General features: G+C 71.2%; 23 protein-coding genes and 1 pseudogene. 13 read left to right on the plus strand and 11 right to left on the minus strand.

The genetic code is table 11. From position 1 onward, the window contains the following. Window positions 1-17: 17 nt before the first annotated feature. On the plus strand, window positions 18-551 hold the full coding sequence (locus ACFWYW_RS04770) for a PH domain-containing protein (protein WP_379609697.1): 534 nt from the start codon (window positions 18-20) through the stop codon (window positions 549-551). A gap of 170 nt (window positions 552-721) precedes the next feature. Then, entirely contained in the window at window positions 722-2179 is a 1458-nt protein-coding gene (locus ACFWYW_RS04775) for a PH domain-containing protein (RefSeq protein WP_379609698.1), read from the plus strand. A 198-nt stretch (window positions 2180-2377) separates the two neighbouring features. Here the strand turns inward: ACFWYW_RS04775 and sepH are convergent, their stop codons facing one another. Together sepH and ACFWYW_RS04785 are read right to left on the minus strand one after the other, a co-directional pair. Continuing rightward, window positions 2378-4612 carry a septation protein SepH gene (sepH, locus tag ACFWYW_RS04780; RefSeq protein WP_379609699.1) on the minus strand — a complete coding sequence of 745 codons (2235 nt, stop codon included), beginning with the start codon at window positions 4610-4612 and terminating at the stop codon, window positions 2378-2380. Window positions 4613-4771: 159 nt separating this feature from the next. After that, window positions 4772-5905, minus strand: coding sequence for a S8 family serine peptidase (locus ACFWYW_RS04785; RefSeq protein ID WP_379609700.1), 1134 nt, complete (start codon window positions 5903-5905; stop codon window positions 4772-4774). Between the two features lie 113 nt (window positions 5906-6018). Between ACFWYW_RS04785 and ACFWYW_RS04790 the strand changes: the two genes are divergently transcribed. Further along, window positions 6019-6831 (plus strand): hypothetical protein, encoded by an 813-nt coding sequence (locus ACFWYW_RS04790; protein ID WP_379609701.1) that lies wholly within the window; start codon window positions 6019-6021, stop codon window positions 6829-6831. A 40-nt stretch (window positions 6832-6871) separates the two neighbouring features. Here ACFWYW_RS04790 and ACFWYW_RS04795 read toward each other — a convergent pair whose 3' ends face one another. From ACFWYW_RS04795 to ACFWYW_RS04810, 4 genes are read right to left on the minus strand one after another with little or no spacing between them, the layout of a single operon-like run. Beyond that, a complete protein-coding gene (locus ACFWYW_RS04795) occupies window positions 6872-8101 on the minus strand; it encodes a sensor histidine kinase (protein WP_379609702.1) in 1230 nt (409 codons plus the stop codon). Between the two features lie 55 nt (window positions 8102-8156). Then, window positions 8157-9434 carry a D-arabinono-1,4-lactone oxidase gene (locus tag ACFWYW_RS04800; RefSeq protein WP_379609703.1) on the minus strand — a complete coding sequence of 426 codons (1278 nt, stop codon included), beginning with the start codon at window positions 9432-9434 and terminating at the stop codon, window positions 8157-8159. A 45-nt stretch (window positions 9435-9479) separates the two neighbouring features. Then, window positions 9480-10190, minus strand: coding sequence for a polysaccharide deacetylase family protein (locus tag ACFWYW_RS04805; protein ID WP_184971880.1), 711 nt, complete (start codon window positions 10188-10190; stop codon window positions 9480-9482). Between the two features lie 56 nt (window positions 10191-10246). Beyond that, window positions 10247-11449, minus strand: coding sequence for an MFS transporter (locus ACFWYW_RS04810; RefSeq protein WP_379609704.1), 1203 nt, complete (start codon window positions 11447-11449; stop codon window positions 10247-10249). Between the two features lie 78 nt (window positions 11450-11527). Between ACFWYW_RS04810 and ACFWYW_RS04815 the strand changes: the two genes are divergently transcribed. Further along, a complete protein-coding gene (locus tag ACFWYW_RS04815) occupies window positions 11528-12685 on the plus strand; it encodes a lytic murein transglycosylase (RefSeq protein ID WP_379609705.1) in 1158 nt (385 codons plus the stop codon). Here the strand turns inward: ACFWYW_RS04815 and ACFWYW_RS04820 are convergent. Then, complete coding sequence (locus ACFWYW_RS04820) at window positions 12676-13587, minus strand: ferrochelatase (protein WP_379609706.1); 912 nt, start codon at window positions 13585-13587, stop codon at window positions 12676-12678. The genes ACFWYW_RS04815 and ACFWYW_RS04820 overlap by 10 nt on opposite strands. 39 nt (window positions 13588-13626) lie before the next feature. On the opposite strand from ACFWYW_RS04820, the gene ACFWYW_RS04825 reads away from it, so the two are divergent. Both ACFWYW_RS04825 and ACFWYW_RS04830 read left to right on the plus strand, forming a co-directional pair. Continuing rightward, window positions 13627-15603: a prolyl oligopeptidase family serine peptidase gene (locus ACFWYW_RS04825; protein WP_379609707.1), complete on the plus strand. Its 1977-nt coding sequence runs from the start codon at window positions 13627-13629 to the stop codon at window positions 15601-15603. Then, entirely contained in the window at window positions 15600-16400 is an 801-nt protein-coding gene (locus ACFWYW_RS04830; protein ID WP_379609708.1) for an inositol monophosphatase family protein, read from the plus strand. The genes ACFWYW_RS04825 and ACFWYW_RS04830 overlap by 4 nt, the downstream gene beginning before the upstream one ends. A 61-nt stretch (window positions 16401-16461) precedes the next feature. On the opposite strand, the gene ACFWYW_RS04835 is transcribed toward ACFWYW_RS04830, so the two are convergent. Continuing rightward, window positions 16462-16626 (minus strand): hypothetical protein, encoded by a 165-nt coding sequence (locus tag ACFWYW_RS04835; protein ID WP_184971869.1) that lies wholly within the window; start codon window positions 16624-16626, stop codon window positions 16462-16464. 211 nt (window positions 16627-16837) lie between these two features. Between ACFWYW_RS04835 and ACFWYW_RS04840 the strand changes: the two genes are divergently transcribed. The 4 genes from ACFWYW_RS04840 (at window position 16838) to ACFWYW_RS04855 (ending at window position 20153) form a co-directional block, all read left to right on the plus strand. Then, window positions 16838-17491, plus strand: a complete 654-nt coding sequence (locus ACFWYW_RS04840) for a response regulator transcription factor (RefSeq protein WP_184971867.1) — start codon at window positions 16838-16840, stop codon at window positions 17489-17491. Further along, window positions 17488-18771 (plus strand): sensor histidine kinase, encoded by a 1284-nt coding sequence (locus tag ACFWYW_RS04845; protein ID WP_379609709.1) that lies wholly within the window; start codon window positions 17488-17490, stop codon window positions 18769-18771. The genes ACFWYW_RS04840 and ACFWYW_RS04845 overlap by 4 nt, the downstream gene beginning before the upstream one ends. A gap of 287 nt (window positions 18772-19058) precedes the next feature. Next, window positions 19059-19358, plus strand: a complete 300-nt coding sequence (locus tag ACFWYW_RS04850; RefSeq protein ID WP_090929286.1) for a DUF4193 domain-containing protein — start codon at window positions 19059-19061, stop codon at window positions 19356-19358. A 12-nt stretch (window positions 19359-19370) separates the two neighbouring features. Beyond that, window positions 19371-20153 carry a hypothetical protein gene (locus ACFWYW_RS04855; protein WP_379631957.1) on the plus strand — a complete coding sequence of 261 codons (783 nt, stop codon included), beginning with the start codon at window positions 19371-19373 and terminating at the stop codon, window positions 20151-20153. Window positions 20154-20160: 7 nt separating this feature from the next. On the opposite strand, the gene ACFWYW_RS04860 is transcribed toward ACFWYW_RS04855, so the two are convergent. The 3 genes from ACFWYW_RS04860 to paaI form a co-directional block, all read right to left on the minus strand. Beyond that, complete coding sequence (locus ACFWYW_RS04860; protein ID WP_379609711.1) at window positions 20161-20751, minus strand: TetR/AcrR family transcriptional regulator; 591 nt, start codon at window positions 20749-20751, stop codon at window positions 20161-20163. Between the two features lie 8 nt (window positions 20752-20759). Next, window positions 20760-22061, minus strand: a complete 1302-nt coding sequence (gene paaK / locus ACFWYW_RS04865; RefSeq protein WP_379609745.1) for a phenylacetate--CoA ligase PaaK — start codon at window positions 22059-22061, stop codon at window positions 20760-20762. Window positions 22062-22159: 98 nt separating this feature from the next. Continuing rightward, entirely contained in the window at window positions 22160-22528 is a 369-nt protein-coding gene (gene paaI / locus ACFWYW_RS04870) for a hydroxyphenylacetyl-CoA thioesterase PaaI (RefSeq protein WP_379609746.1), read from the minus strand. A 97-nt stretch (window positions 22529-22625) separates the two neighbouring features. Between paaI and paaN the strand changes: the two genes are divergently transcribed. The 3 genes and pseudogenes from paaN to ACFWYW_RS04885 all read left to right on the plus strand — a co-directional run. After that, the gene (paaN, locus tag ACFWYW_RS04875; protein WP_379609712.1) at window positions 22626-24272 is read left to right on the plus strand and encodes a phenylacetic acid degradation protein PaaN; all 1647 of its coding nucleotides are present in this window, start codon (window positions 22626-22628) and stop codon (window positions 24270-24272) included. 368 nt (window positions 24273-24640) lie between these two features. Beyond that, a complete protein-coding gene (locus tag ACFWYW_RS04880) occupies window positions 24641-25384 on the plus strand; it encodes an enoyl-CoA hydratase/isomerase family protein (RefSeq protein WP_379609713.1) in 744 nt (247 codons plus the stop codon). Continuing rightward, window positions 25381-25518: pseudogene (locus tag ACFWYW_RS04885) on the plus strand (3-hydroxyacyl-CoA dehydrogenase NAD-binding domain-containing protein); the annotation flags it as partial. The gene ACFWYW_RS04880 and the pseudogene ACFWYW_RS04885, both read left to right, overlap by 4 nt. Window positions 25519-25849: the final 331 nt, after the last annotated feature.

A 25849-nucleotide genomic window follows, 5' to 3' on the forward strand; every position in this document is an offset into this window, starting at 1 on the left:
CGCCTAAGCTGGTCGGTGTGAGTGAATCCGAGCCCCGAGCGGGGACGCTGCGTGACCCGGCGCACCGCGTCTCGCCCAAGGCCAGGCAGCTGTGGATGCTGGAGTCGTTGATCGGCTTCGTCCTCCTGGTGGGCGGGGCGATCGTGGTGGCGCGTGTGGTGGGCGGCAGCGGGTGGGGCTGGGTGCCCGGGTGGCTGTCGGCCGACTCCTGGCTGCTGCCGGTGGGGGTGGGCGTGGTGGCCACGCCGTTCCTGGTGGCGGAGCCGTTCGTGCGCTTCGCCGTCCATCGGTGGGAGCTGTCGGGAGATGTCGTGTACGCCCGCTCCGGCTTCCTCACCCGGGAATGGGTGTTCGTGCCGGTGAGCCGGATCCAGACGGTGGACAAGGCGCAGGGCTGGCTGGAGCGGCTGTTCGGGCTGGCCACGCTGGAGATCCGCACCGCGTCGCACGCCGGTTCCTCCACGATCAAGGGTCTGGAGTACGGCGTGGCCGCCGGGCTGGCCGACCAGCTCGCCCACCGGGCCGAGCACCTCAGGGACGACGCCACATGACCCCCGACCCCCACCACCCGGCGCCGCGACCCGAGGCGGAACCGGCCCAGCCCGGACCCGGAGAGGCCGAGAGGCCGGCCACACAGCCCGATCCCGAAGCCACCCGGCACGTGACAGACGGCCCGCATCATGGCGAGCCGGGCGTTCAGGGACCGGCTGGCGGTGCGGCTGTGCCGGTGCGGCTCAGTCCCAAGGTGCTGCTCATCGACCCGGTCCGCATGCTGCCCTCGCTGCTGCTGCCGCTGGTCGGCGTGCTGTTCGTGGGCGGGTTCTCGCCGCGTTCGTTCCTGTGGGCCGCGCTGGGCGTCGCCGGGACGGTGGCGTTCGCGGTGGTGCGCTGGGCGACGTTCAGCTACCAGCTCGCGGGTGACCGGCTGGAGATCAAGCGGTCGCTGATCAGCCGTTCCGTCCGGACCATCCCGCTTGAGCGCATCCGCGGGGTGGACGTCTCCATGCCGCCCATGCACCGGTTGCTCGGCCTCGCCGTACTCAAACTCGACACCGGAGCCAGCGGCGGCAGCGAGCAGGAGGGCGAGCTCGACGGCGTCACCCTCGCCGAGGCCGAACGCCTCAAGGCGGTGCTCCTGCGCGCCCGCGCCCAGGAGCGGCCGCAACCGGCTCCCGACGCCCCTCAGCCGCCGCGGGAGAACGAGCGGGTCATCATGCGCGTGCCCCGCGCCTGGCTGCTCTACGGGCCGTTGTCGGGGGCGTACCTGCTGACGCCGTTCGCGCTGGCCGGTGGCGCCATCGGCCTCGCCTTCCAGTGGGGCGACCAGCTCGGCTTCGGCCGCGACGCCGCATGGGACGCCGGGCAGTGGCTCTGGGACCGTCCCTACCTGCTGCTGGTCGCCGTCGTCCTGCTGGTGGTCGCGATGCCGGTGGTGGGCGGGGCCATGTACGCGGTGTTCAACTGGAACTTCACGCTCAAGGAACGCGACGGCTACCTCGTCGCCGAGCGCGGGCTGATCAACCGCAGGAGCGTGTCCCTGGAGTCCCGGCGCGTACGCGGCTACGAGATCGCCGACGCCCTCGCCGAACGCTGGGCCGGAGTCGTACGCGTCTGGGCCATCGTCACCGGCCTCGGCGACTCCCAGGCCCGCGGCCAGCTCCTGCCCGACGTGCCCCGCGCCGTCGCCCACCAGGTCACCGGCGCCGCGATCGGCCCCTTCACCGCCGAGCTGCGCCCGCACCCGCCGGTGGCGCGCAACCGCCGCCTGTTCCGCGCGATCGCCCCCTGGGCCGCGCTGGCCGCCGTCGCGCTGGCCGCCGCCCTCCTGACCGCCGCCACGGCCTGGTGGGTACTCGCCGTCGCCGCCCTCATCCTGGCCGGGATCGGCGTCCCGCTGGGCCTCGACCGCTACAAGTCGCTGGGCCACGGGTACGACGGGATCCGGCTGTCGGTGCGTTCCGGGTCGCTGCGCCGTTCACAGGCGGTGTTCGAACGCCGGGCGGTGGTGGGGTGGCGGATCCGCCAGACGTGGTTCCAGCGCCGCGCGGGCGTCATGACGCTGGTGGCGGGGGTGGGCGCGGGCGAGGGCGGCTACTCGGCCGTCGACGTCTCGGAAACCCAGGCGGTCGCCTTTCCCACCGAGGTCACCCCCGACTGGCTGGCGCCCTTCGGTTCCTGATCGCGCTCTCTGCCTGAGGTCTGTGGCCGGGGTCTGTGGCTGGGGTCTGTGCATGCCCTTATCTCTTACGGCAAGCCAAGCGGGCGCCTCCCGCCGCCGTGCGCCGGGCCCGGTCGTCAGGCGCCCGGCAGTCGCACGAACGACCCGCCGTAACGACGCACGGCCGGCCACTTACCGTGGCCGGCCGTACCCGGAGCCTCAGTCCTGCTTGCGGGCACCGAACATGATCTCGTCCCAGGTCGGGACGGAGGCGCGCCGCCCCTTGGAACCCTTGCGCGGCTGCCGAGCCGCGGGCGCGGGCGGCGGCGACGGAACGGGCACCGTCGACGGGTCCTTCGGCTTGGGCTTCGGCTTGGCGATCGGCTCGTCCTTGCCGTCCCTGGCCGCCGGCACAGCCGCCTCCTCGTCCTTGCCCGCCTCGTCCTCCTGAACCTTCCCGGCCTTGGTCTCCTCGACCGGCGGCTTCTCGGCAACCGCCTCTTCCGCCTTGGCAGGTTCCACCTCGGCCACCTCAACCGGCGGCGCCACAGGCTGCGGCGCCTCGGTCTTGGGCTCTTCGGCCTTCGGTGCTTCAGGCTTGGGCGCTTCGGCCTTGGGAGCCTCGGGCTCCGGGGCTTCGGGCTTGGGAGTCTCGGCCTTGGGGATCTCGGGCTTGGGTGGCTCGATCGGCTGGGCGGCGGCCTTCGGCTCAGGGGCGGGCTCAGGCGCAGCAGGCTGTACCACGACAGCCTCGACCGGGGCCTCCTCCACAACAGCCTCGGCGGCCACGGCCTCCACGGGCGCCGCCTCGACCGGCTCTACCACCGGCTCAGAGGCAACGGGCTCCGCGACAACCGGCTCCTCGACAACCGGTTCGGCCGTGAGCTCCTCCACGGTGGCGGCGGGCTCGTCGGCAGCGGCAGGCTCGGCGACCGGCTCGGCGGTCTCCGGCTCCCGGACGTCAGGCGCGGCAACCGCCGCCTCCAGCACGACCGGCGCCTCCTGCACAACCGGCGCCTCCTGCACGACCGGGGCGACCGGGGCAACGACCTCATGGACGACCGGCTCAGCGGCCACAGGCTCCTGGGCGGTCGGCTCAGGGGCGGTTGCCTCAGCGGCCGGTGGCTCCTGGACCGCAGGGGCCGGTGGCTCCCGGACGACAGGGGCCGAGGGGACCTCGGCGACAGCGGCCGCGGGCACCTGGATGACGGGTGCCGGGGGCTCGTGGGTGGCCGGTTCGGGGGTCGCGGGCTCCTGGGCTACCGGCTCCTGGGCTACCGGCTCCTGGGCTACCGGCTCCGGGGTTGTGGGCTCCTGGGGGAGGGGTGCGGGGGCCGGGTCGGGGGGGCGCGGGGCCGGGGCGTAGATGGGGTCGGTGTCGCGGGGCTGCGGGCGTTCCGGGCGGTTGGTGGCGAAGTCCGGGTGCCAGGCCGCCGGTGCCCGGCGTACACCCTCTCCACCCCGCCCGTCGAAGTCGGATGTCTCGTCCTCGAACGGGTACCCGCGCTCGGCCTCCCTGGAGGGGGTCTCGGGCGGGCGGACGTAGGCGCCTTCGCCGCGGGCCGGTGAGTACGCGTCCCGGTTCGGCGGGAACCCGTCGCGGCCGGTGCCCTCCTTGCCCTGCGCGTACCCCTCACGTCCAGGCGCGAAGCCTTCCCGGGCGGGCGGGAAGGACTCGCGTCCGGGCGGGAAGGCGTCGCGGCCGGGAGGGAATCCGTCACGGCCGGGCGGGTAGGCGACGGCCGGGCCGTCGCCGGGCCTGGCCACGGCGGGCGGCTCGTGCCGGATCACCGACGGCAGCGGCGGCACCGGCTGCAGCTTGGCGGCCCGCGGCGCGAACGGCGTGACGGTGGTGTCCTCGGCGGGCGGGTTCGGGTCGAAGTCGGCCGCCGACAGCCTCATGGACTCGTCGTCATGCGGCGTGACGTGCCGCTTGCGCGGGTCGAACAGCCACTCCGCGTGCCGGGTGTGACCGTTCCAGACGTAGCCGAGCTTGACCCGCCACAGGCCGTCGTCGCGTTTGGCGGAGTCCCAGTCGATCTCGTCGGTGGGCACGCCGCGGCGGGTGAGGCGCTCGGCGACGAGTTCGCCGAGCGTGGGTCCCGGGGCGGACTCTCCAGGCATGCGAACGGCGACGCGCTGCGCCTGCTGGGCGACGTACTCCCGCTCCTGGAGCACGGGACCCTCGAACCAGCGGACACGCTCGACCGGGATTCCCGCGGTCGCGGCGATCTCTTCCGCGGTCTCTCCAGCGCGAATGCGTGCCTGGATCTCCTTGGGGCGCAACGGACTCTCCACTTCGATCTCGTACTGGCCGAGACGGGAGAAGTTTCCGCGGACGGCAGCGCGGAGCCGGTCGTCCACGGGGAGCGTGAACCGCGTACCCCGCCCGGCTGTCGCCAGGACGAGATACGTGCCGTCCTCACTCACCGCGACGAGTCGGAGCTCCTGCATGCGAGTCCCTTCGTCAGCGCGCTCATTCTTCCCCCGGACCCTTGAGTCTCTCGCGTGTGCCGGTTGCCTGCCAGCACCGTACCCGGCATGTCCGAACATCGCCTGCCTGGGATACTCCCCAAGCGTTGTGACGCCGGTCACATTTGTCGATTCCATCCTTTATAGCCCGCCGGAGTGCAGCAGGAGGTTAGGGGTCCTCGACGGATTCTGGCGAATCACGCCACGGGTCGCCGTGGACTTGAGCCAAGACGCGAGAGTTGACGGGCTGGAGCCGCGATGGGACTCCAGGTAGAGGGCGGCGACTCCGGACACGTGCGGGGCGGCCATCGAAGTGCCGCTCTCCTCGCGCGTGGTCCCCTCCAGCCAGGCGGAACGCACGTCGACGCCCGGCGCGTAAAGATCGACGCAAGGGCCGTGGCCCGAGAACGGCGCCCGCCGGTCCGCGGAGTCGCTGGCCGCCACCGCGAACGCCCGGCGGGCCGGTGACACCGAGCAGGCGCTCTCGCCGGAGTTGCCCGCGGCGGCCACGACCAGGACGCCCGCCCGGGTGAGGTTGCTCACGGCGGCGTCCAGTGCGGGGGAGGGCTCGGCGCCGATCGACATGTTGGCCACGGCGGGGCCGCGCGCGTGCCTGCGCACCCAGTCGGCTCCGGCCAGCACGTCCGACATCGAACCGAAGCCGCAGCCCAGCACCTTCACCGAGGCGATCCTGGCCTGCGGGGCCACGCCGTACGTGCGGCCCGCGGCGACACCCGCCACCTGCGTGCCGTGACCGCTGCAGTCGGCGCCGCGCCCGCCGGTGGCGTCGAAGGCGCGCCAGGCGCGGTCGCCGAACTCGCGGTGACCGACGTCCACGCCGCTGTCGAGCACGTAGACGGTGACGCCCCGGCCGGTCGCCGTGGTGCGGTGGCGGCCGTCGAGGGGGAGTTCGCGCTCGCCGAGCCGGTCCAGTGCCCAGCCGCCCATAGGGTGGACCTGCCGGTCGGGTTCGAGCGAGCGTACCCGCGCGTCGGCCCGCAGTTCGGCCGCCTCCCTGTCGCTCAGCCACGTCGCGAATCCGGGCAGGACGGCCGTGTAGTAGCGGCGTACCCGCCAGCGCGCCTCGCTGACCAGGTCCCGCGCGTCGCCGCGTGTGTGCGCGGTCACGATGTACGGGCGGGTGGGCTCCGTCACCACCGGCCGCGCGGACAGTCCTGAGGCGGGTTCGGTCACGGCGAGCGGGGCGACGGTCGTGACGGCCGTGGCCACGGCCGCGGCGGCATAGACGGAGGGCAGTCCGAATCGGCGGGGCACGGCCCTTGAGCCTTCCTGTCACGCAGGTCACAGGAACAACAGGACACGCACTCGCGTCTATTCACGAGGAAGCTCTTTACCTGTCGAATGACAAGAGGGGACTGATCTGGAGGATGAGCGGCGAGCAGCGGAGGTTCGAGCTGAGCGTGCCGCAGGTCCTCGGTGGAGCCCTGGCCGCGGTGACCGCCGCGGTGGCGGCGTCGTATCTCGGCGTGGCGGGGACGGTGATCGGCGCGGCCGTGGCCAGTGTGGCCAGCACGGTCGGCAGCGCGATCTACACGCACTACCTGAAGCGGACCGGCGAGAAGGTCAAGGAACACACGGTGCTTGCGTGGCGCGAGCACGAGGACGGCGAGGAGGTGCCGCCGCACCGCGACGGCGAGGGGGAACTGGCCACCGCGGCACAGGCGACCCTCCGCGACGAGCCGCCGCCGGAGCCGGGCGCGGGGGAGGCGACCCTGGTCATGGCGGCGGTGGAGAAGCCGGAACGGCGCCGCCCGCTGCCGTGGCTGAAGCTCGGGTTCGCCGCCGCGCTGGTATTCGCGATCAGCATGGGCGCGATCCTCGTCTACCAGGCGGCCAGCGGCTCGGCGATCCCCGACCAGTTGCCCGGCAAGCGCCCGGCCTCGGTCAGGGAGGAACCCAAGGGACCGGTCAAGGAGGACGAGCACACCACGCCGCCCACCGAGACCCCGGCCACCCAGGACGAACCGGAGCCCACGCCGACCCCGACGCCCACTCCGACACCCAAGCCGAGCAAGACCAGGACGCCGACCCCCACGCCGACGCCGACCAAAACCGGCGAGGCGGAGCCGTCGGGCGAGCCGACCACGGACCCGCCCGAGGAGACCGGCCAGCCCGAGGAGGAGGCCACCCCACCCCCGGACGAGGCACCCGCCGACCAGGAACGCGCCCCCATCCCCTGACAACCCCTCCCCTCCGGTACGGCTGACGACGAACTCTGTGTCAGGAGGCCGGTGGGAGGACGACCTGCAGCCGGGTCGGACCGCCCTCCGGGCTGGACAGGGTGAGGACGCCGTCGTGCGACTCCACACGCCGCCTGATCCCGGCCAGCCCCGAGCCCCCGCCGGTCTCCTCGCCGGCGCCGCCCCTGCCGTCGTCCTCCACGGTGATCCGCAGCGCCTCGCCGTACAGGATGACCTCGACGTCGACCCGGGTGGCGCCGCTGTGGCGGGCGACGTTGGTGAGGGCCTCGGCGACGGTGAAGTACGCGGTGGCCTCGACCGACAGCGGGAGCGGCCCGAGTTCGCCCACGCTCAGGCCGCACGGGACGGCCGACCCGGCGGCCAGCGCCGACAGCGCGCCGGACAGGCCCTTGTCCTCCAGCACCGGCGGCAGGATGCCGCGCACGACGCCGCGCAGTTCGGCGAGGGCCTGCTCGGCGGCGGTCTGGGCGCGTTCGAGCGCGGGGTCGGCGGCCTCGGGGTTCCTGGAGAGCGCGCGCCTGGCGGCGGCGACGGTGACGACGACGGCGACCAGCCTGTTCTGGGCGCCGTCGTGCAGCGAGCGCTCGATCCTGCGCAGTTCGGCGGCATGAGCGCGCAGGGCGGCGGCCCGCGTGGCGGTCAGCCGCGCGACCCGCGCGGACAGGTCCACCGAGGCGTGCGGCGACAGCAGCCTGCGGCCGGGCAGGCTCTGCAGGACGGCCAGCCGCGGCCCCAGCACGATGGCCAGCCCCAGCCAGAGCACCCCCGACAGGCCGACGGCCAGGACCGCGGGCCACGTCTCCGCGCGTACGCCGAGCGAGGAGCCCACCTCGCCCGCGGGCAGGAGGTGCCACCACAGCGGGAACGTCACGTCGCGCAGCCCCATGATCGGCAGCGCGAGCCCGGCGAGACCGAGCACCAGCCCCATCGTGGAGTGGACGGCCACCCACGCCAGGTCGCGCCGTACGGAGGGATCGTGCCAGGCCGCCTTCATCTGCTCGGCCCAGTTGCCCTCCGCCGGTTCGCCGTAGGGGGAGATGACCGGCTCGCCGCGGCGGCCCAGGCGGGCGCGTTCCCGCTCGGCCACGGACCTGGTCAGCCCGATCATGCCGGGCAGCGCCAGCAGGCCGACGCCGGCGAGACAGCTCACCAGCGTCACCCACCACGCCATCGCGACGAACAGGGCGAGTACGGCGGTGCCGAGCCCGCCCGCGAGGCGGTCCAGAGCCTCGAGGGCGTCACGCGTCATGCCTCAAAGGGTATGGACGTCCCGGGCCGCCTGGCACTCCAGCCAGCTATACGACTCAGCCGAGGACGGTGTCCAGGTAGGGGTTGGTGAAGACGCGGCCGGGGTCGAGGCGGTCGCGCAGCGCCACGAAGTCGGGCAGGCGCGGGTAGACGGTCGCGAGGTAGGCGGCGTCGCGGGTGTGCATCTTGCCCCAGTGGGGGCGGCCCCCCAGCCTGGTCATGATCTCCTCGACGCCCTCGAAGTAGGCGGGGTTGGGAGTGGGGCGGTAGATGTGGCAGGCGATGTAGGCGGAGTCCCGGCCGTACGCGGTGGACAGCCAGGCGTCGCTCGGCGGCGTCACCCGCACCTCGACCGGGAAGGTGATCTTCCAGTCCATGAGCTCGACCAGGTCGCGGGTCTCGCGTAGTGCCTGGCCCAGGTGCTCACGCGGCACGGCGTACTCCATCTCCAGGAAGCGCACGTCGCGCCGCGCGGTGAAGATCTTGTAGGAGGTGTCCACGGACTCGGAGTCGCCGAGCGCGGCGGCGCTGACGGCGTTGATGCGCGGGATCAGGCCGGGGGAGCGGGCGCCGAGCGCGCAGGCCGCGCCGAAGAGCGTGTTCTCCAGGAAGACCGCGTCCAGCCAGTGCTTGAACGCGCTCGGCGGCCGGGCCGGCCCCGGGTTCCTGTTGTTGGTCTTGACCAGGCAGGCGTCGGTGTGCGGCACCCAGAAGAAGTCGAGGTGCTCGTTGGCCGAGGTCATGGAGTCGAGCGAGGACAGGATCTCGGTGAGGGGGAGACGGCGGCGCCGGTTGTGCAGCAGGAACGCGGGCTCGACCTTGAACGTGACCGCGGTCAGGACGCCGAGCGCGCCGAGCCCGACCCGGGCGGCGTCGAAGAGGTCCTCGCCCGGCTTGACCGTGGCCACGGAGCCGTCGGCGAGCACGAGCTCCAGCTCGACGACCTGGTCGGCCAGGCCGCCGGTGTCGCGGCCGGTGCCGTGGGTGCCGGTCTGGATGGCGCCGGAGACGGTCTGCTCGGTGATGTCGCCCATGTTGGCGAGCGCGAGGCCGCGCTGGTCGAGCAGTTCGTTGAGGTGGCTGAGCGGGGTGCCGGCGAGGACGGTCACCCGGTCCTCCGCCCACGTCCTGACGCCGGTGAGACCGGTGGGGCGGAGCATGATGCCGTCGGTGAGGGCCACTCCGGTGAAGGAGTGGCCCGTTCCGACCATGCGCAGCCGCCGTCCGGTGCGTGTGGCGTCCCGGACGGCGCTGACCACGTCTTCTACCGAGGCGGGTGTACGCACCTCGGCGGGGGTGCCCGACTGGTTGCCGGCCCAGTTGGTGAAGACCATGACGCGCCCCCTGGAAAGGATCGTTCCGTTAAACGTGAACGATACTCACCTCTCCCAGCCTTCGGGAACAGGGTAGATGTCGCCGGGCTGAAGGTTCTGGCTCTTGAGCAGTGTGGAAACGGTCACCAGCGTGTAGCCGCGGCTTTGGAGCAGCTTGACCAGGCTCGGCATCACGTCGACCGTCTGCTTGACCCAGTCGTGCATCAGGATGATGCCGTCGCGCTGGGCGACCGCCAAGGTCTGCTTCTTGATCTCGTCGGCGTTCTTGGTGGCCCAGTCACGCGAGCCGGCCGTCCACAACACGATCGGCATGTCGAACTCCGCCGCCACGTCCGACACCTGGATGTCGGCCATGCCGTACGGCGGGCGCAGCAGCTTGGGCGTGACCCCGGTCGTCTTGTAGATGATGTCCTGGGTCTTCTTGACCTCGTTCCGGATGGCCCCCGGCTCGAGATCGGTGAAGTTGGGGTGCTTGTAGCTGTGGTTGCCGAGCTCGTGGCCCTCCTTGGCCATGCGCTTGGCGAAGGCGGGCCGCGTCTTGACGTACTGGCCCTCCAGGAAGAAGGTCGCCTTCGCGTTGGCCTTCTTCAGGGTGTCGAGGAGCTTGTCAGCGTACTTGCCCGGCCCGTCGTCGAAGGTCAGCGCGAGGCATTTGACCTGCGTGCAGTCGACTTCAGGAGCGGCCGACGCCGGCGCTGGGGCCAGAGTGACGGTGACAGCGGCGATGGCTAGAAGTGAAGCAATTTGTCGGGACATTACGGAGCTTTCGTGAGTTGAGGGTGTTGCTTGAGGGATCTCCCGACCGTAGCGGATCAGCTCTTCGCCGGTGAAGGCGCTTCAGGAATCCTCAGCAAACCCGAACCTGACACCCCGACGAGGGCCGCGAACAGCGCGCACGCCAGGGAGAAGGCGTAGGCGTTGGAGGCGCCGAACGCCTCGGTGAGCCGCCCGCCCGCCCACGCGCCGAGCGCGACGCCGAAGCCGATCGAGGTCGAGATCCAGGCCATTCCCTCGGTCAGCAGCGCGGGCGGCACCAGGCGCTCGGTCAGCGAGAAGCCCGTGATGAGCGTCGGCGAGATGGCCAGTCCCGCGACGAACAGCGCCAGCGCCATGATCCGCGTGTCACCCACGAACATGATCGGCAGCAGGCCGACGACGAACACCCCGAGCGCCCGCACGAAGCGCCCGCGCATCGGGATACGCCAGTGCCGCGAGCCGAACCACAGGCCCGAGACCATCGAACCGCCCGCGAAGCTGGCCAGCAGGAAACCCGCGGCCCCCTTGGCTCCGTGTTCCTCGGCGAAGGCCACGGTGATCAGGTCGACCGAGCCGAACACGGCGCCCAGGCCCACGTACACGGCCGACAGCAGGGCCACGCCCGGGATCAGGATCGGCGTGCCGCCGGCGGCGCGCACCGCCACGATCGGCGGCTGCGTACGCCGCTGCGCCGCCAGCGCCAGCGACCCGCCCAGCATCGCCACCACGGCGACCACCAGCCCCGCGTACGGATTGACATAGGTGGCCAGCAGCGTCACCGCCGCCGGCCCGGTCACGAAGATGACCTCGTCGGCCACCGACTCGAACGCGAAGGCGGTGTGCAGCTTGCCCGAGCCGCCGTGCAGGTTCGACCACCGCGCGCGCACCATCGAGCCCAGCGAGAGCGAGGTCGCGCCGACGAGCAGGCCCGAGGCGTAGAGCGTCCATTCGGGCAGCCGGAACCCGGCGCTCAGGATGAGCGAGACCAGGGCCACCGCGTTGACGACGGAGAAGGGGACGATCACCCGGTTCTGGCCGAAGCGGTCGGCCAGCCGTCCCGAGAACGGCGCCGCGATCGCATAGGAGACGTTGACCACGGCCGCGACGGCTCCCGCTGTGGCGTAGGACTCGGTCAGCGCGGAGATCAGAAGGACGATCCCGATCCCCAGCATCGACATGGGGAAGCGCCCCACGAATCCGGCCAGGACGAAACCCTTGACTCCGGGCGCGTTGAACAGTCCCCGATACGGCCCGACCACAAAATCCCCCTATCGCCGCGTGACACCCTTCTGCAGACCCTCGCGGAAGCGCAACTGATTTTGGGTAACGTGTCCCGCGTGTCCGCTCTTCCCTCGATCCGTTCCGCGGTGCTGCTCGTGGCCGCGGTCGCCGTGGTCACCGTGACGAGCGGCGGCGTGGTCTTCCTCGTCCGCGACGACCTGTTCACCGACCCGGCCCGGCCCCAGCCGACCCGCCGCGCCCAAGAACCGCAGGCCAGGCCGGAACCCCTGGAACGGATGGTCCCCGAACAGGTGAAGGACTTCGGAAGAGGCGGCCCCGGCATCACCCCCACCCCGCCCAGGGTGCTGGCGATCGCCCGCGCCACCGTGCCCAAGCAGGCCCGCTACGCGCTCAGCCGGCTCAAGCACGTGCAGAAGGTGGCGGTCGTGGACGCGGGCGCCATCAAGATCTCCGGCACCGGCCTGAACGTGCTGGCCGTCACCCCGGCCGACTTCCGCGCCTGGACCCCGAAGCCGGTCGCCGACGAGCCGGCCGTCTGGAGCGCGCTGAGCCGCGGCGAACTGGTCGCCGACACCGCCGCCACCCGCAGGCTCGGCATGGTGCTGGGCGCGGACTACCAGGTGGACGGCGGTCCCAGGCTCCGGCTGGCCGCCTCGGCCGGGCTCGGGCTCAAGGGCATCGACGGCATCGTCAGCGCCGAGACCGGCAAGGCGCTCGGCGTCGCCCCGGGCGTGGCCGTGCTGCTGCACGGCAAGGAGGGCAAGGTGGGCACCGCCGGGGTCGCCAAGCTCCTCGGCAAGGGGGCCCAGGTGATCGGGCTGGGCGGCAGCCGTACCCCGGCGCCGCAGGAACAGCGGGTGGCGTCGGTGGGACGGCCGGGCAGCTACCTCGACCTCTACAAGCAGGCGGCCACCCGCTGCCCCGGGCTGTCCTGGACGGTGCTGGCCGCCATCGGGCAGGTCGAGAGCGGGCACGGGCGCAACAACGGGCCGTCGAGCGCGGGCGCGCTGGGGCCGATGCAGTTCATGCCCGCCACGTGGCGGGCCTACGGCGTGGACGGCGACGCCGACGGCAAGAAGGACATCTGGAGCCCGTACGACGCGGTGCCGGGCGCCGCCAACTACCTGTGCGCCAATGGCGCCGGCAAGGGCGGCGAGAAGCTCCGCAAGGCGATCTGGTTCTACAACCACTCGTGGGACTACGTGAACAAGGTCATGGGCTACGCCGAGGCCTACGCCCGCGCCTACACCTGAGGACACGTCTCCGTCGAGCACGGCACCGGCTCGGGACCGGCCATCAGCTCGCCCACCACGCGCACGAACGCCGGGTGGGTGCCGACCGTGGCCGCCCGCGCCATCGGCAGCCCCAGCTCCGCGGCCACCTCCACGGCCTCGGTGTCGAGGTCGTAGACGACCTCCATGTGGTCGGAGACGAACCCGATCGGCGCCAGCACCACCGGCCCGTCGAGCGTGCGCAGATGGTCGCAGACGTCCGGCTCCAGCCACGGCACCTGCGGCGGGCCGCTACGCGACTGCCACACGAGGTCCCAGTCTTGGGTACGGCCCAGCGCCTTGTTGACCAGCTCGGCGCTGCGCCGCAGCTCGCTCTCGTAGGCGCTCTTCGCGTGGGCCAGCGGGATGCTGTGGGCGGTGAAGACGAGCCTGGCGTCGGGCCGGCCGAGCTCGGCCAGCGCGTCGCGGACCCGGTCGGCCATGGCGGTCACGAACCCCGGGTGGTCGCCGTAGTGGGGCAGCTTGACCAGCTCGGGCCCGCCGGGCAGCGAGATGCGCGCGATGTCCTCGTAGTACTGCCGGCAGGAGGAGTAGCCGGCGAAGGCCGAGGTGGCGAAGACCGCCGCCCTGCGCACGCCGTCGGCGCGCATCCGGCGCACGGTGTCCTCGCCGTAGGGCGCCCAGTTGCGGTTGCCCCAGTAGACGGGCACGTCGAGCGTGGGCCGCACGGCCTCGATCAGGTCGCGGTTCTGCTGGTTGATCGGGCTGATCCCGCCGAAGTGGTAGTAGTGCTCGGCGACCTCCTTGAGCCGCTCGCGCGGCACGTTACGGCCGCGCACGACGTTCTCCAGGAAGGGCATGACATCGCCGGGACCTTCAGGTCCGCCGAAGGACAGGATCAGCAGTGCGTCGTAGTTTCCCACGTAGGCAAGCCTAGGGGGCGCTGAGGTAGGTTCGATCGGGTGAGCGCATTCAACGACATTCGCGACTATGTTGCCATCCCTCGGGTTCTCTCGCTCAAGCTGTCCCCTGACGGCTCGCGGCTGGTGTCGGTGGTCCAGTCGCTCAATCCGGACGGCAAATCCTTCGGCACCGCGCTCTGGGCGATCCCCGTCGACGGCGCCCCCTACCGGCTGACCCGCTCGGCCAAGGGAGAGAGCTCGGCCGACTTCACCGCCGCCGGCGACGTGCTGTTCACCTCCGCCCGCCCCGACCCGACGGTCAAGGACGGCGAGGAGGAGGTCCCGGCGCTGTGGCTGCTGCCGCGCGAGGGCGGCGAGGCCCGCCAGATCGCCAACAGGCCCGGCGGCATCGGCGCCTTCAAGACCGCCGGCGACGTGGTCGTCTTCTCCGCCGACGTGCTCACCGGCGAGGAGTCCACCGAGGAGGAGCGGCGTAAGGCCCGCAAGGACGCCGGCATCAGCGCGATCCTGCACGAGGGCTACCCCGTCCGCTACTGGGATCACGACCTCGGCCCCGGCGGCCCCCGGCTGTTCGCCGGCCGGCTGAGCGGCGACCGCCTGGCGGAGGTGCGCGACCTGACGCCGGACGCCGGACGGGCGCTGGTCAACGCCTCCTTCGACCTCACCCCCGACGGCGCCGCCGTGGTCAGCACCTGGACCACGTACCTGCCCGGCGGGCAGCAGCGCACCGACCTGGTCGCCATCGACGTGGCCACCGGCGAGCGGCGCACCGTCGTGACCGAGGAGGGCCAGGACTTCACCGGCCCGCTGGCCGTCTCGCCCGACGGCATCAAGGTCGCCGCCGCCCGCGACCGGCACACCGCGCTCGACCTGTCGGCCCGCACCGAGCTGTGGATCGGCGATCTGGCCACCGGCCAGGGCCAGACCCACGCCCCCGACCTGTTCCCGGCGGACGTGGCCTGGGCGCCCGACTCCGCGTCCGTGTACATCGTGGCCGACCACCAGGGCCGCCGCCCGGCGTTCCTGGTGCCGATCGGCGGCGCGGCCTCCCGGCTCACCCGCGACGACGACGCCTACCTCGCGCTCAACCCCGCCGCCGACGGCCGCTCCGTCTACGCGCTGCGCAGTTCCGTGTCCTTCCCCGCCGGGCCCGCCCGCATCGACCTGCCCGGCGGCCAGGTCACCGACCTGCCCTCGCCGGCCGAGCGGCCCGAGGTCAAGGGCACGCTCACCGAGATCTCCGCCACCGCCGACGACGGCGCGACCATCCGCGGCTGGCTGGTGCTGCCCGAGGGCGCCTCGGCCGACGACCCCGCGCCGTTCATGCTCTGGATCCACGGCGGACCCGTCGCCTCCTGGAACGACTGGCAGTGGCGCTGGAACCCGTGGATCATGGCCGAGCACGGCTATGCCGTACTGCTGCCCGATCCGTGCCTTTCCACCGGCTACGGCCAGCGGATGATCGACCGCGGATGGGGCGACTGGGGCCCGCGCACGCTCGCCGACCTCGACGCGATCGTGGACGTCGCCCTCGCCCGCCCCGACGTCGACGGCGAGCGCGCCGGCGCGATGGGCGGCTCCTACGGCGGCTACATGGCCAACTGGGTCGCCGGCCACAGCGACCGCTACAAGGCCGTCGTCACCCACGCCTCGCTGTGGAACCTCGACCAGTTCGCCGGCACCACCGACGCCGCCATGTACTGGCAGCGCGAGTTCGGCGAGCCCGGCTCCGAGCGCTACGCCAAGCTCTCCCCGCACCACGGCCTCAAGGACATCCGCACCCCGATGCTCGTCATCCACGGCGACAAGGACTACCGGGTGCCGATCGGCGAGGCCCTGCGCCTGTGGTGGGACCTGCAGCGCAGCGAGGTCGAGTCGAAGTTCCTGTACTTCCCCGACGAGAACCACTGGATCCTCAAGCCCGGCAACGCCGTCGCCTGGTACGAGACCGTCCTGGCCTTCCTCGCCCAGCACGTCCTCGGCCAGGAGTGGAAGCGCCCGGACTCGGTCGCATGACTGATTTCAGGACTGATTTCCTCAAGCTTGCCGAGGACATCGCCAGGGAGGCGGGCGCCATGTTGCTCGCCGAGCGGCCCGCGATGTCCGCGGTGGTCGAGACCAAGTCCAGCCCCACCGACGTCGTCACGGCGCTGGACAAGGCCTCGGAGGAGCTCATCAGGGCCCGCATCCTGGCCGCCCGCCCCGACGACATGATCCTCGGCGAGGAGGGCGGCGCCACCCCGGGCTCCAGCGGCGTGCGCTGGGTCGTCGACCCCATCGACGGCACCGTGAACTTCCTGTACGGCCTGGCCGACTGGGCCGTGTCCATCGCGGTCGAGGTGGACGGCGAGATCGTCGCCGGGGTCGTCAACGTGGTGCCGAGGGGCGAGGTGTTCACCGCCGCGCTCGGCGAGGGCGCCTGGCTCGGCGGCTCCCGGCTCGCCTGCAATCGGGACGTGCCGCTGTCCAGGGCGCTGGTCGCCACCGGGTTCGGATACTCGCCGGAGCGGCGGGCCGTACAGGGGGAGGTGCTCGCGGCGGTGCTGCCCAGGGTGCGCGACATCCGGCGGGGCGGCTCCTGCGCCACGGACCTGTGCTCGGTGGCCGCCGGCCGCGTGGACGCCTACTACGAGCGCGGCGTCAACTACTGGGACTGGGCGGCGGCCGGGCTCGTCGCCGCCGAGTCCGGCGCCAGGATCGGCGGCCTGCGCGGCAAGGCTCCGAACACCGAGCTGACGCTGTGCGCGGGCCCCGGCCTGTTCGAGGACCTGCACGGCCTGCTCGCGCCCCTGAACCCGGAGCGGGACGCCTGACGCGCACGTGAAACGGCCGGAGCCCCGCTGCGGGGCTCCGGCCGATTCGTGCTTCCGGTGGTCAGCGAGGCAACGGCACCCCGTGGTCGTCCGCCAGGCGGCGCAGGTCCTCGATCTCGGCGTTGAGGGTGTCGGCGAGGTAGTCGTCGCCGGAGCACTTGGCCTCCTTCAGGCCACGATATGCCTGGTCGAGGCGGCGTTCGATCGTAGTGGTGAACTCGCCCATCTCACCTTCTCTCTCAGGGGGGTCGCAAAGAGCGCGCGAAAACCCGCGAGCACACGTCAGCGGGTGGTCCCGACGGCATACCCCGGACCCTCCGTTCCCGAAACATGGATTTGGCCGCGGCTTGCGGCTCGCGTGCTCACACATGCCTTACCGTGCGCTTATCGTCGTGTGCGGAGAATGTGAGCCGGGACCGGAGAGAGGTGTGCACACCGTGCGAGTGCTGGTGGTCGAAGATGAGCGGGTGCTCGCCGACGCGATCGCGACCGGGCTGCGCCGCGAGGCCATGGCCGTGGACGTGGCCTACGACGGGGGCGGAGCGCTGGAGCGTACCTCCTACATCGACTATGACGTGATCGTGCTCGACCGTGACCTTCCGGTCGTCCACGGGGACGAGGTGTGCCGCCGTCTGGTGGCGCAGCGCACCGCGTCGCGCATCCTGATGCTGACCGCCTCTGGCGACGTGGACGACAAGGTCGAAGGGCTCGGGCTGGGCGCCGACGACTATCTCGCCAAGCCGTTCGTGTTCGTGGAGCTCGTGGCGAGGGTACGGGCCCTGGGCCGGCGCTCCGCGCCGGCGCTGCCGCCGGTCCTTGAGCGGGGAGGCATCCGGCTGGACCCGGGCAAGCGGCTGGTGGAGCGCGACGGCAAGGAGGTCGTGCTCACCAAGAAGGAGTTCGCGGTGCTCGAAGAGCTGATGCGAGCCGAGGGCGCCGTCGTCTCGCAGGAAGACCTACTGGACAAGGCATGGGACGAGAACATCGACCCGTTCACCAACGTCGTGCGGGTCACCATGATGACGTTGCGCAAGAAGCTGGGAGAGCCGCAGGTGATCGAGACCGTACCCGGGGTGGGATACAAGCTGTGAGCGAACCGGTGCCGACCCACCCCATGATCAGCCCGCACTCGGAGCGGGCCGAAGGCAGGAAGGCGCCCTCGCCCAGCGGGGCGCCGTCGTGGGATGGTCCGCCTCCTCCCGAGTACCTCGGTTCGGCACCGCAGGGGTCCCTCTGGGACCTGCCCGGCAAGGTCAGCGTCCGCTGGCGCCTCACGATCGCCTACAGCGGGATGTTCTTCGTCGCCGCCGCCGTCGTGGTGATGTCGCTGTACACGATCGCCGGCTCCACGGTCGACACGGAGTGGCCCAACCTGAACCTGCGGGGCGTGGCGCCCATCGAGGCGACCATCGCCGAGGCGCAGTGGCGGGCGGTGCAGACCCAGACCAGGCAGAACATCCAGGAGGCGATGCTGCGCAGCAGCATCATGGCCCTGGTCGGCGTCGGCATCTTCGCCGTGATCATCGGCTACTTCGTGGCCGACCGGGCGCTGCGGCCGGTCAGCAAGATGACCGCCACCGCCCGCAAGCTCTCCGACGGCAACCTCAGCCACCAGCGCATCGCCCTGCAGGGCCCCGACGACGAGCTGAAGGAGATGGCCGACACCTTCGACGACATGCTCACCCGGCTCAACGTCGCCTTCGACACCCAGCGGCGCTTCGTGGCCAACGCCTCCCATGAACTGCGCACGCCGCTCACCATCAACAGGACGGTCCTGGAGATCGCCCTGGGCGACCCGGGGGCCTCGGAGGATCTGAAGGCGCTGGGCCGTACCCTCCTGGAGGTCAACGCGCGCAACGAGAAGCTCATCGAGGGGCTGCTGCTGCTCGCCAGGAGCGAACGCGAGCTGGCCGTGCGCAAGCCGCTCGACATCAAGGACGTGGCGCAGACCGCGGTGGAGCAGGTGATGCCCTTCGCCGAGGAACACGGTGTGACAGTCACCACAGAACTGAGTCCGGCGGGCGCCGTGGGGGATCCGGTGTTGCTGGAGCGGTGCGTGAGCAATCTGCTGGAGAACGCGGTCAAGTACAACCTTCCCGATAACGGAAAAGTCTGGATCCGAACGGGAATGGCGGACGGGGCGTTGGTTGTTCAGGTGGCCAACACCGGGCAGCACGTCCCGGCGTACGAGGTGAACAGCCTGTTCGAGCCGTTCAGGAGGCTCCATGCGGACCGTGTGGATTCGGCGAAGGGATCGGGACTCGGGCTTTCGATCGTCCGTGCTGTGGTGCAGGCGCACGGCGGAAACGTCGCCGCTGTTCCACGTGATGGTGGGGGACTTGTCGTGACCATTCGGCTTCCTGGTCGTTGATCCCGGCGTGTTGATCCACCGCGGGCGTCTCGTTCGCGCCGTACATGTGGTTGGATGTGCCGTCGAACACGGTGGCGCAAGACGCCAAGGCTGTGGGTTTAGCCATATTTGGCTAACCATTGCCGTCGGCGGCGCGTCATGACGTGTTGGGAGGTTCGTCGACCTCTTCTCGCGGGTATCCGATGCAAAATCTCCCGCGAGGAACGGGCACAAGATGAACGTCCCGGACGTTAGACCACGCGCGACGAGCGCGAAGACATATAGATGAGGGGGATGGAGTAAGCACAATGGCTACCGACTACGACAGCCCGCGCAAGACCGATGACGACCTGGGGGAGGACAGCCTCCAGGAACTCCAGGCGCGGCGCACGGACAAGTCGTCCGGCAGCATCGACATCGACGAGACCGATCTCGCCGAGTCGCTCGAGCTGCCCGGTGCCGACCTGTCCAACGAGGAGCTCTCCCTGCGCGTGATACCGCGCCAGGCCGACGAGTTCACGTGTTCGCGTTGCTTCCTGGTGCACCACCGTAGCCAGCTGGCCTCCGAGCGGAACGGCCAGCAGGTCTGCCGGGAGTGCGCCGCCTAGTTGGGAGGCACCGTGGCAGCACCTGACAAGGAGAACGCCGAGCCCGACAGGGAGATCGGCGAGATCGTGGGCAAGCTCTCCCAACCCGGTGAGCTGGAGCCGGCCGAGCGGCGCAAGCTGCTCGGCCGACTAGCCCAATCTCTCGCGGCAGGCGCGAGGAAGGCACGCAAGAGCGGCGAGAGCCGAGGCCGATGGCTCGCCGACGTGTTCCTCAGCATCGCGCCCCGCATCCCCATCAGGGACCTGCAGACACTTTCCGAGCACCATCACGGCCTCACTGGTGAGCAACTCGCCGACGACCTGGTGCGCACCGCCCAGAAGGCCACCATGACCGTCGGCGCCATCGGCGGGGCACTGGCCGCCGCCGAGTTCGCCGCTCCACCCCTCCTGCTCTCCGCGCCGGCCCAGCTGGTCGCCGAGACGATCGTCGTGGCCGCCGTCGAAGTCAAACTTCTGGCCGAGCTGCACGAGGTCTACGGCGTCCGCGTCGAGGGAACCGGCACCCAGCGTGCCGTCGCCTTCACCGCGGCCTGGGCCAGGCAGCGCGGAATCGACCCCTTCGCGCCGGCCACGGTGACGCTGGCGATCGGCGCCGCCACCAAGACCGCGCTGCGCAACCGGCTGCTCAAGGTCCTGGGACGGCACCTGACCACGCTCGGGCCGTTCCTCACCGGCGCCGTCGCCGGGGGCGCGCTCAACCGGGCCGCCACCAAGCGGCTGAGCGAGGCGATCCGCAACGACCTGCGGGGCAAGCAGGCGCTGCCGACGCCCGGCAAGCGGGCCCTGGACCCCTGAGCCGCGTTCAGACGCGCAGGCCGTCGAACGTCATCTTCAGCACCGCGTCGGCCAGTTCGTCGGCCGTGCCGCCCCTGCCGGGCTGGTACCACTCGGTGATGGAGTTCACCGTCCCGAACAACAGCCGCGTCACCAGCGCCGGGTCCAGGTCGGGCCGGATCTGGCCGTCGGCCGCCGCCTCCTTCACCAGGTGCGCGATGAACCGGTCGAACTCGCGCCGCCGGTCCAGCGCCTGCTGCTCGGTCGCGCTGTTGCCGCGCACCCGCAGCAGCAGTGTCACGTACGGCAGGCGGTCCACCAGGATGCGGACGCTCTGCCGTACCACCCACTGGAGACGCTCGATCGCGGGACCGGTGCCGGCCCGCTCGTCGGCCACCACCTCGAACAGCCCGTCCAGTGCCCGGTCCAGCGCCCGCGCGAGGAGTTGCTCCTTGCCGGGCACGTGGTAGTAGATGGCCGACTTGGTGACGCCGAGCGCGCGGGCCAGGTCCTCCATGCTGGTCCCGTCGAAGCCGCGCTCGTTGAAGACGCCCACGGCGATGGACAAGACGGACTCGGGGTCGTGTCCGCGCTTCCGCTGACGGGATGTGGTGGCCATATGGTCAATTATCCCGTCTTACCCCGTCTGTCGATGACCCGTTTGAGCTTGCCGACGGATCGCTCCAACGTCTCCGGCTCCACGATCTCCACCTCGACGCTCACCCCGACCGTGTCCTTGACCGCCCCGCGCAGCGCGGCGGCGGCCTCCCCGCGGCCCTCGAAGCCCGGCCTGGCCTCGACCTTGACGGTCATCACGTCCAGCCGCTCCGGCCGGGTCAGGTGCACCTGGAAGTGCGGCGACAGGCCGGGCGTGCGCAGCACGATCTCCTCGATCTGGGTGGGGAAGACGTTCACGCCGCGCAGGATGATCATGTCGTCGGTGCGTCCGGTCACCTTCTCCATGCGCCGGAACGCCGGCCGCGCGGTGCCGGGCAGCAGCCTGGTCAGGTCACGGGTGCGGTAGCGGATGATCGGCAGCGCCTGCTTGGTCAGCGAGGTGAAGACCAGCTCGCCCGCCTCGGCGACCTCGCCGGTGAACGGGTCGACCGTCTCCGGGTAGAAGTGGTCCTCCCAGACGTGCAGGCCGTCCTTGGTCTCCACGCACTCCTGCGCGACGCCGGGCCCCATCACCTCCGACAGGCCGTAGATGTCGACCGCGTGCAGGTCGAAGCGCTCCTCGATCTCCTTGCGCATCTCCTCGGTCCACGGCTCGGCGCCGAAGATCCCGACCTTGAGCGAACTGGCGCGCGGGTCGAGGCCCTGCGACTCGAACTCGTCGAGAAGCGCCAGCATGTACGACGGGGTCACCATGATGACCTCGGGCCGGAAGTCGTTGATGAGCTGGACCTGCCGGGGCGTCATGCCGCCGGAGACCGGCACAACGGTGCAGCCGAGCCGCTCGGCGCCGTAGTGGGCCCCGAGGCCGCCGGTGAACAGGCCGTAGCCGTAGGCGACGTGCACGATGTGGCCGGGGCGGCCGCCGGCGGCGCGGATGGAGCGGGCCATGACGCCGGACCAGGTGTCGATGTCGTCGCGCGTGTAGCCGACGACGGTGGGCTTGCCGGTGGTGCCGCTGGAGGCGTGGATCCGGACGACCTGCTCGCGGGGGACGGCGAACATGCCGAACGGGTAGGTGTCGCGCAGGTCCTGCTTGGTGGTGAAGGGGAATTGCGCGAGGTCGGCGAGTTCTTTGCAGTCGCGGGGGTGGACGCCTTGTTCGTCGAATTTATGACGATAAAACGGGACGTTTTGGTAGGCGTGGTTGAGCGTCCACTGCAGGCGCTCCAGTTGCAACGCGGCCAGTTCGTCACGCGAAAGCCGTTCCGCGGGATCGAGGTCCTCCGGCGCGGGCGCTCCGGCCGTGTCCATGGGCCGCTTCACGGCATCTCCCCGCTTCACGGCATCTCCCCACTTCACGGCATTTCCCTGCTTCACCACATCTCCCCGCTTCACCGCATCTTCCTGCTTCACCGCAGCTCCCTGCTTCTGCCGCGGAACTCCGCGACCACCCGGCCGCCGGAACCCGTCACCGTGATGTCGTAGATTCCGCTGCGTCCGTAACGCGTGCGCTCGGCCGCCGCGGCGGTCAGCACGTCGCCCTCCCGGGCGGGGGAGACGAAGGTGATCTCCGCCCCGGCCGCGACCGTCACCGGGCCGTAGGTGTTGCACGCGCAGGCGAAGGCGGTGTCGGCCAGGAGGAAGACGTATCCGCCGTGGCACAGGCCGTGCCCGTTGACCATCTCCGCGGTCACCGCCATCCGGCAGGTCGCCCGGCCCTCCGCCAGATCGAGTAGCTCGATGCCCAGTGCCTTGGAGGCCGTGTCGGCGGCGAGCATACGACGCGCGCTTTCCAACGGAAGTCTCCCTTGTCAACTGACCGAATGTTCGGTAAACACTTCACGTCCGGCGGATCCCTGTCAAGAGAGGGACAACATGTTCGAGCAGAACCGCGAGACCCTGGACCAGGCGCTCTCCGCGATCTCGGAACGGGGCTACTGGAGCGCCTATCCCGAGTCGCCGAGCCCCCGCGTCTACGGAGAGGGTGCCGCCGAGCGGGGCAAGGAAGCGTTCGAGGGCTATCTGGGCAGACCCTTCCCCACCGACCAGCCGTCCTCCGGTGACCCGGTCGGGGCGGAACGCTCGCCGTACGGGATCGAACTCGGCGTCACCTACCCGCGGCCGGACGTCGCGGCCCTGATCGCCGCCGCCAAGGCGGCGCTGCCCGCCTGGCGCGACGCCGGGCCCGAGGCGCGCGCGCTCGCCTGCGTCGAGATCGTCAGCCGGATCAACAAGCGCTCCTTCGAGCTCGCCAACGCCGTGCAGCACACCAGCGGCCAGGCGTTCGTCATGGCCTTCCAGGCCGGCGGCCCGCACGCCCAGGACCGCGCGCTCGAGGCCATCGCGTACGGCTACGCCGCCATGACCGCCTCCGGCACCGCGGCGCGCTGGGAGAAGCCGGCCAAGGGCGACCCGCTGGTGATGGAGAAGAAGTTCACCGTCGTGCCGCGGGGCATCGGGCTCGTCATCGGCTGCAACACCTTCCCGACCTGGAACTCATACCCGGGCCTGTTCGCCTCGCTCGTCACCGGCAACCCCGTCATCGTCAAGCCCCACCCGCGCGCCATCCTGCCGCTGGCCATCTCCGTCCAGATCGCCCGCGAGGTGCTGGCCGAGGCGGGCTTCGACCCCGGCCTCGTGCAACTGGCCGTGGAGGAGGGCGTGGGCCTGGCCACCGACCTGGCCGTCCATCCCGGCGTACGCATCGTCGACTTCACCGGCTCCACCACCTACGGCGACTGGCTGGAGGCCAACGCCCGCCAGGCGCTCGTCCACACCGAGAAGGCCGGACTCAACACCGTCGTCCTCGACTCCACCGACGCCTACAAGGGCATGCTCGGCAACCTCGCCTTCTCCCTGTCGCTCTACAGCGGCCAGATGTGCACCGCGCCGCAGAACATCCTCATCCCGGCCGCCGGCATCGACACCGACGAAGGACACAAGAGCTTCGACGAGGTCGCCGCCGGGATCGCCGCCGCGGTCGGCAAACTCCTCGGCGACGACGCCCGCGCGGTCGAACTGACCGGGGCGCTGGCCAACCCCGACGTGCTGGCCCGCGTCGACAACGCGCCCGCGCTGGGCGAGGTGGTCCTGGAATCACGGGCGCTCAAGCACCCGACCTTCCCGGAGGCGACCGTCAGAACGCCCGTCATCGTGCGCGTGGACCCCGCGCGATCCGACGTCTACACCAGCGAGCACTTCGGGCCCATCTCCTTCGTCATCCCGGTGGAGTCGACCGAGGCGGCGCTGAACCTGCTCGGCGAGACCGTCTCGGCGCACGGGGCGCTGACGGCGGCCGTGTACTCGACCTCGCCCGATGTGCTGGACCGGGCGGAGAAGGCGGCTTTGGAGGCCGGGGTCAACCTCTCCTGCAACCTGACCGGCGGCATCTTCGTCAACCAGTCGGCGGCGTTCAGCGACTTCCACGGCTCCGGCGCCAACCCGGCGGCGACGGCCTCCCTCACCGATCCGGGGTATGTGGCGGGCCGCTTCCACATCGTCCAATCCCGCCGCCCGGCCTGACACTCCGTTCTTGTGCCATGTGATGCCTGGGGGCCGGGCCGGGGAACGGGCCACCCGCTCCGGCCCTCCGGGTACCCGGTCCGGCCCCTGCCATCCCGTCCGGCTCCTGTCACCCCGTCCGGCCCTCGGTACCCGGTCCGGCCGCTGTCACCCGGTCAGGCCCTGGGGCCGCCGCCCGCAGCACACCATCGACCAGCGCAACCACCACCGGGCCCGTTCTCGCACCTGACGTCCTCTAGCGGCGGCCCGCATCGTCCCCCTCTGAGGTTTTGCCCTTGTCGCCGCTGCCTTGACCGATGCCCCTGCCTGTGCCGCGAACCGTGAGGAGCCCGCATGACTGACATCCACCCGGCCGCCGGGGGCCGACGGTGAACACCGTGCTCGTGGAGGAGAAGCCGGACCGGCTCGTGGTGCGGCTCCACCGGCCCGAGGCCCGCAACGCGATCAACGCCGAGATGGTCGGCGACCTCCACGCGGTCTGCAGCCTGCTGGAAAGCGACCCCAGGCCACTGCTGCTGACCGGCGGCAACGGGTTCTTCGCCGCCGGGGCCGACATCGCCGAACTGCTCGAACGCGGCCGCGACCAGGCGCTCCAGGGCATCAACAGCACGCTGTTCGAGCGAATCCGCCGCCTGCCGATGCCGACGGTGGCCGCGGTCGACGGTTACGCGCTGGGCGGCGGCGCGGAACTGGCGTACGCCTGCGACATCAGGGTGGCCAGTACCCAGGCGAAGTTCGGCAACCCGGAGCCCGGTCTGGGCATCATCGCCGGCGCCGGAGCGTGCTGGCGGCTGAAGGAACTGGTCGGGGAGCCGCTGGCCAAGCTGGTACTGCTGGCCGGGCACACCATCGACGCCCAGGAAGCGCTGTCGTCACGCCTCGTCGCCTCCGTGCACGAGCAAGAGTCCCTGGAGGCCGCGGCCCACGCCCTGATCGATCGCATGGTGAAGACGTCACCCGCCGCACTCCGCCTGACCAAGCTCGTCCTGGACGCCCCGCCTGCCGCCCACCCGGTCACCGACCACCTGGCCCAGGCCGTGCTGTTCGACGACCCCGACAAGCATGCCCGTATGCGGAAATTCCTGGACCGGAACAGGAAGGACAACAGATGACCGACGCACCCCCAGAGGAACCCCGCCGCCTGCGGGTGGCCGTCATCGGCGGCGGCCGGATGGGCGCCGGCATAGCCCAGGTCTTCCTTACGGCCGGAGCCGAGGTAACCGTCCAAGAACCCGAATCCGAAGCCGCCTATGCCCGCATAGCCAAGGGCCTGGCCATAGCCGCATCCAAATCCACCGGTCAACCCACCACCACACCACCCAGCCCCCAGCCCGCCAACCCCGCCTCGGTCAACCCGAGGTCTGTCACCCCTGGCTCCGTCGGTCCGGGGTCTGTCAGCCCCGGGTCTGTCGGTCCGGGGTCTGTCGGTCCGGGGTCTGTCGGCCCAGGGACGGACACCCCGGGGTTGGTCAGCTCAAGGGCGGTCGGTCCGGGGTCTGTCATCCCTGGGTCTGTTGGTCCGGGGGTTGTCGGCTCTGGGGGTGGTGGGGTCAGTGCGGGGGAGGCGTTGGGTCGGC

Origin of the sequence: Nonomuraea sp. NPDC059023 (assembly GCF_042740095.1) — a bacterium.
Classification (GTDB): domain Bacteria; phylum Actinomycetota; class Actinomycetes; order Streptosporangiales; family Streptosporangiaceae; genus Nonomuraea.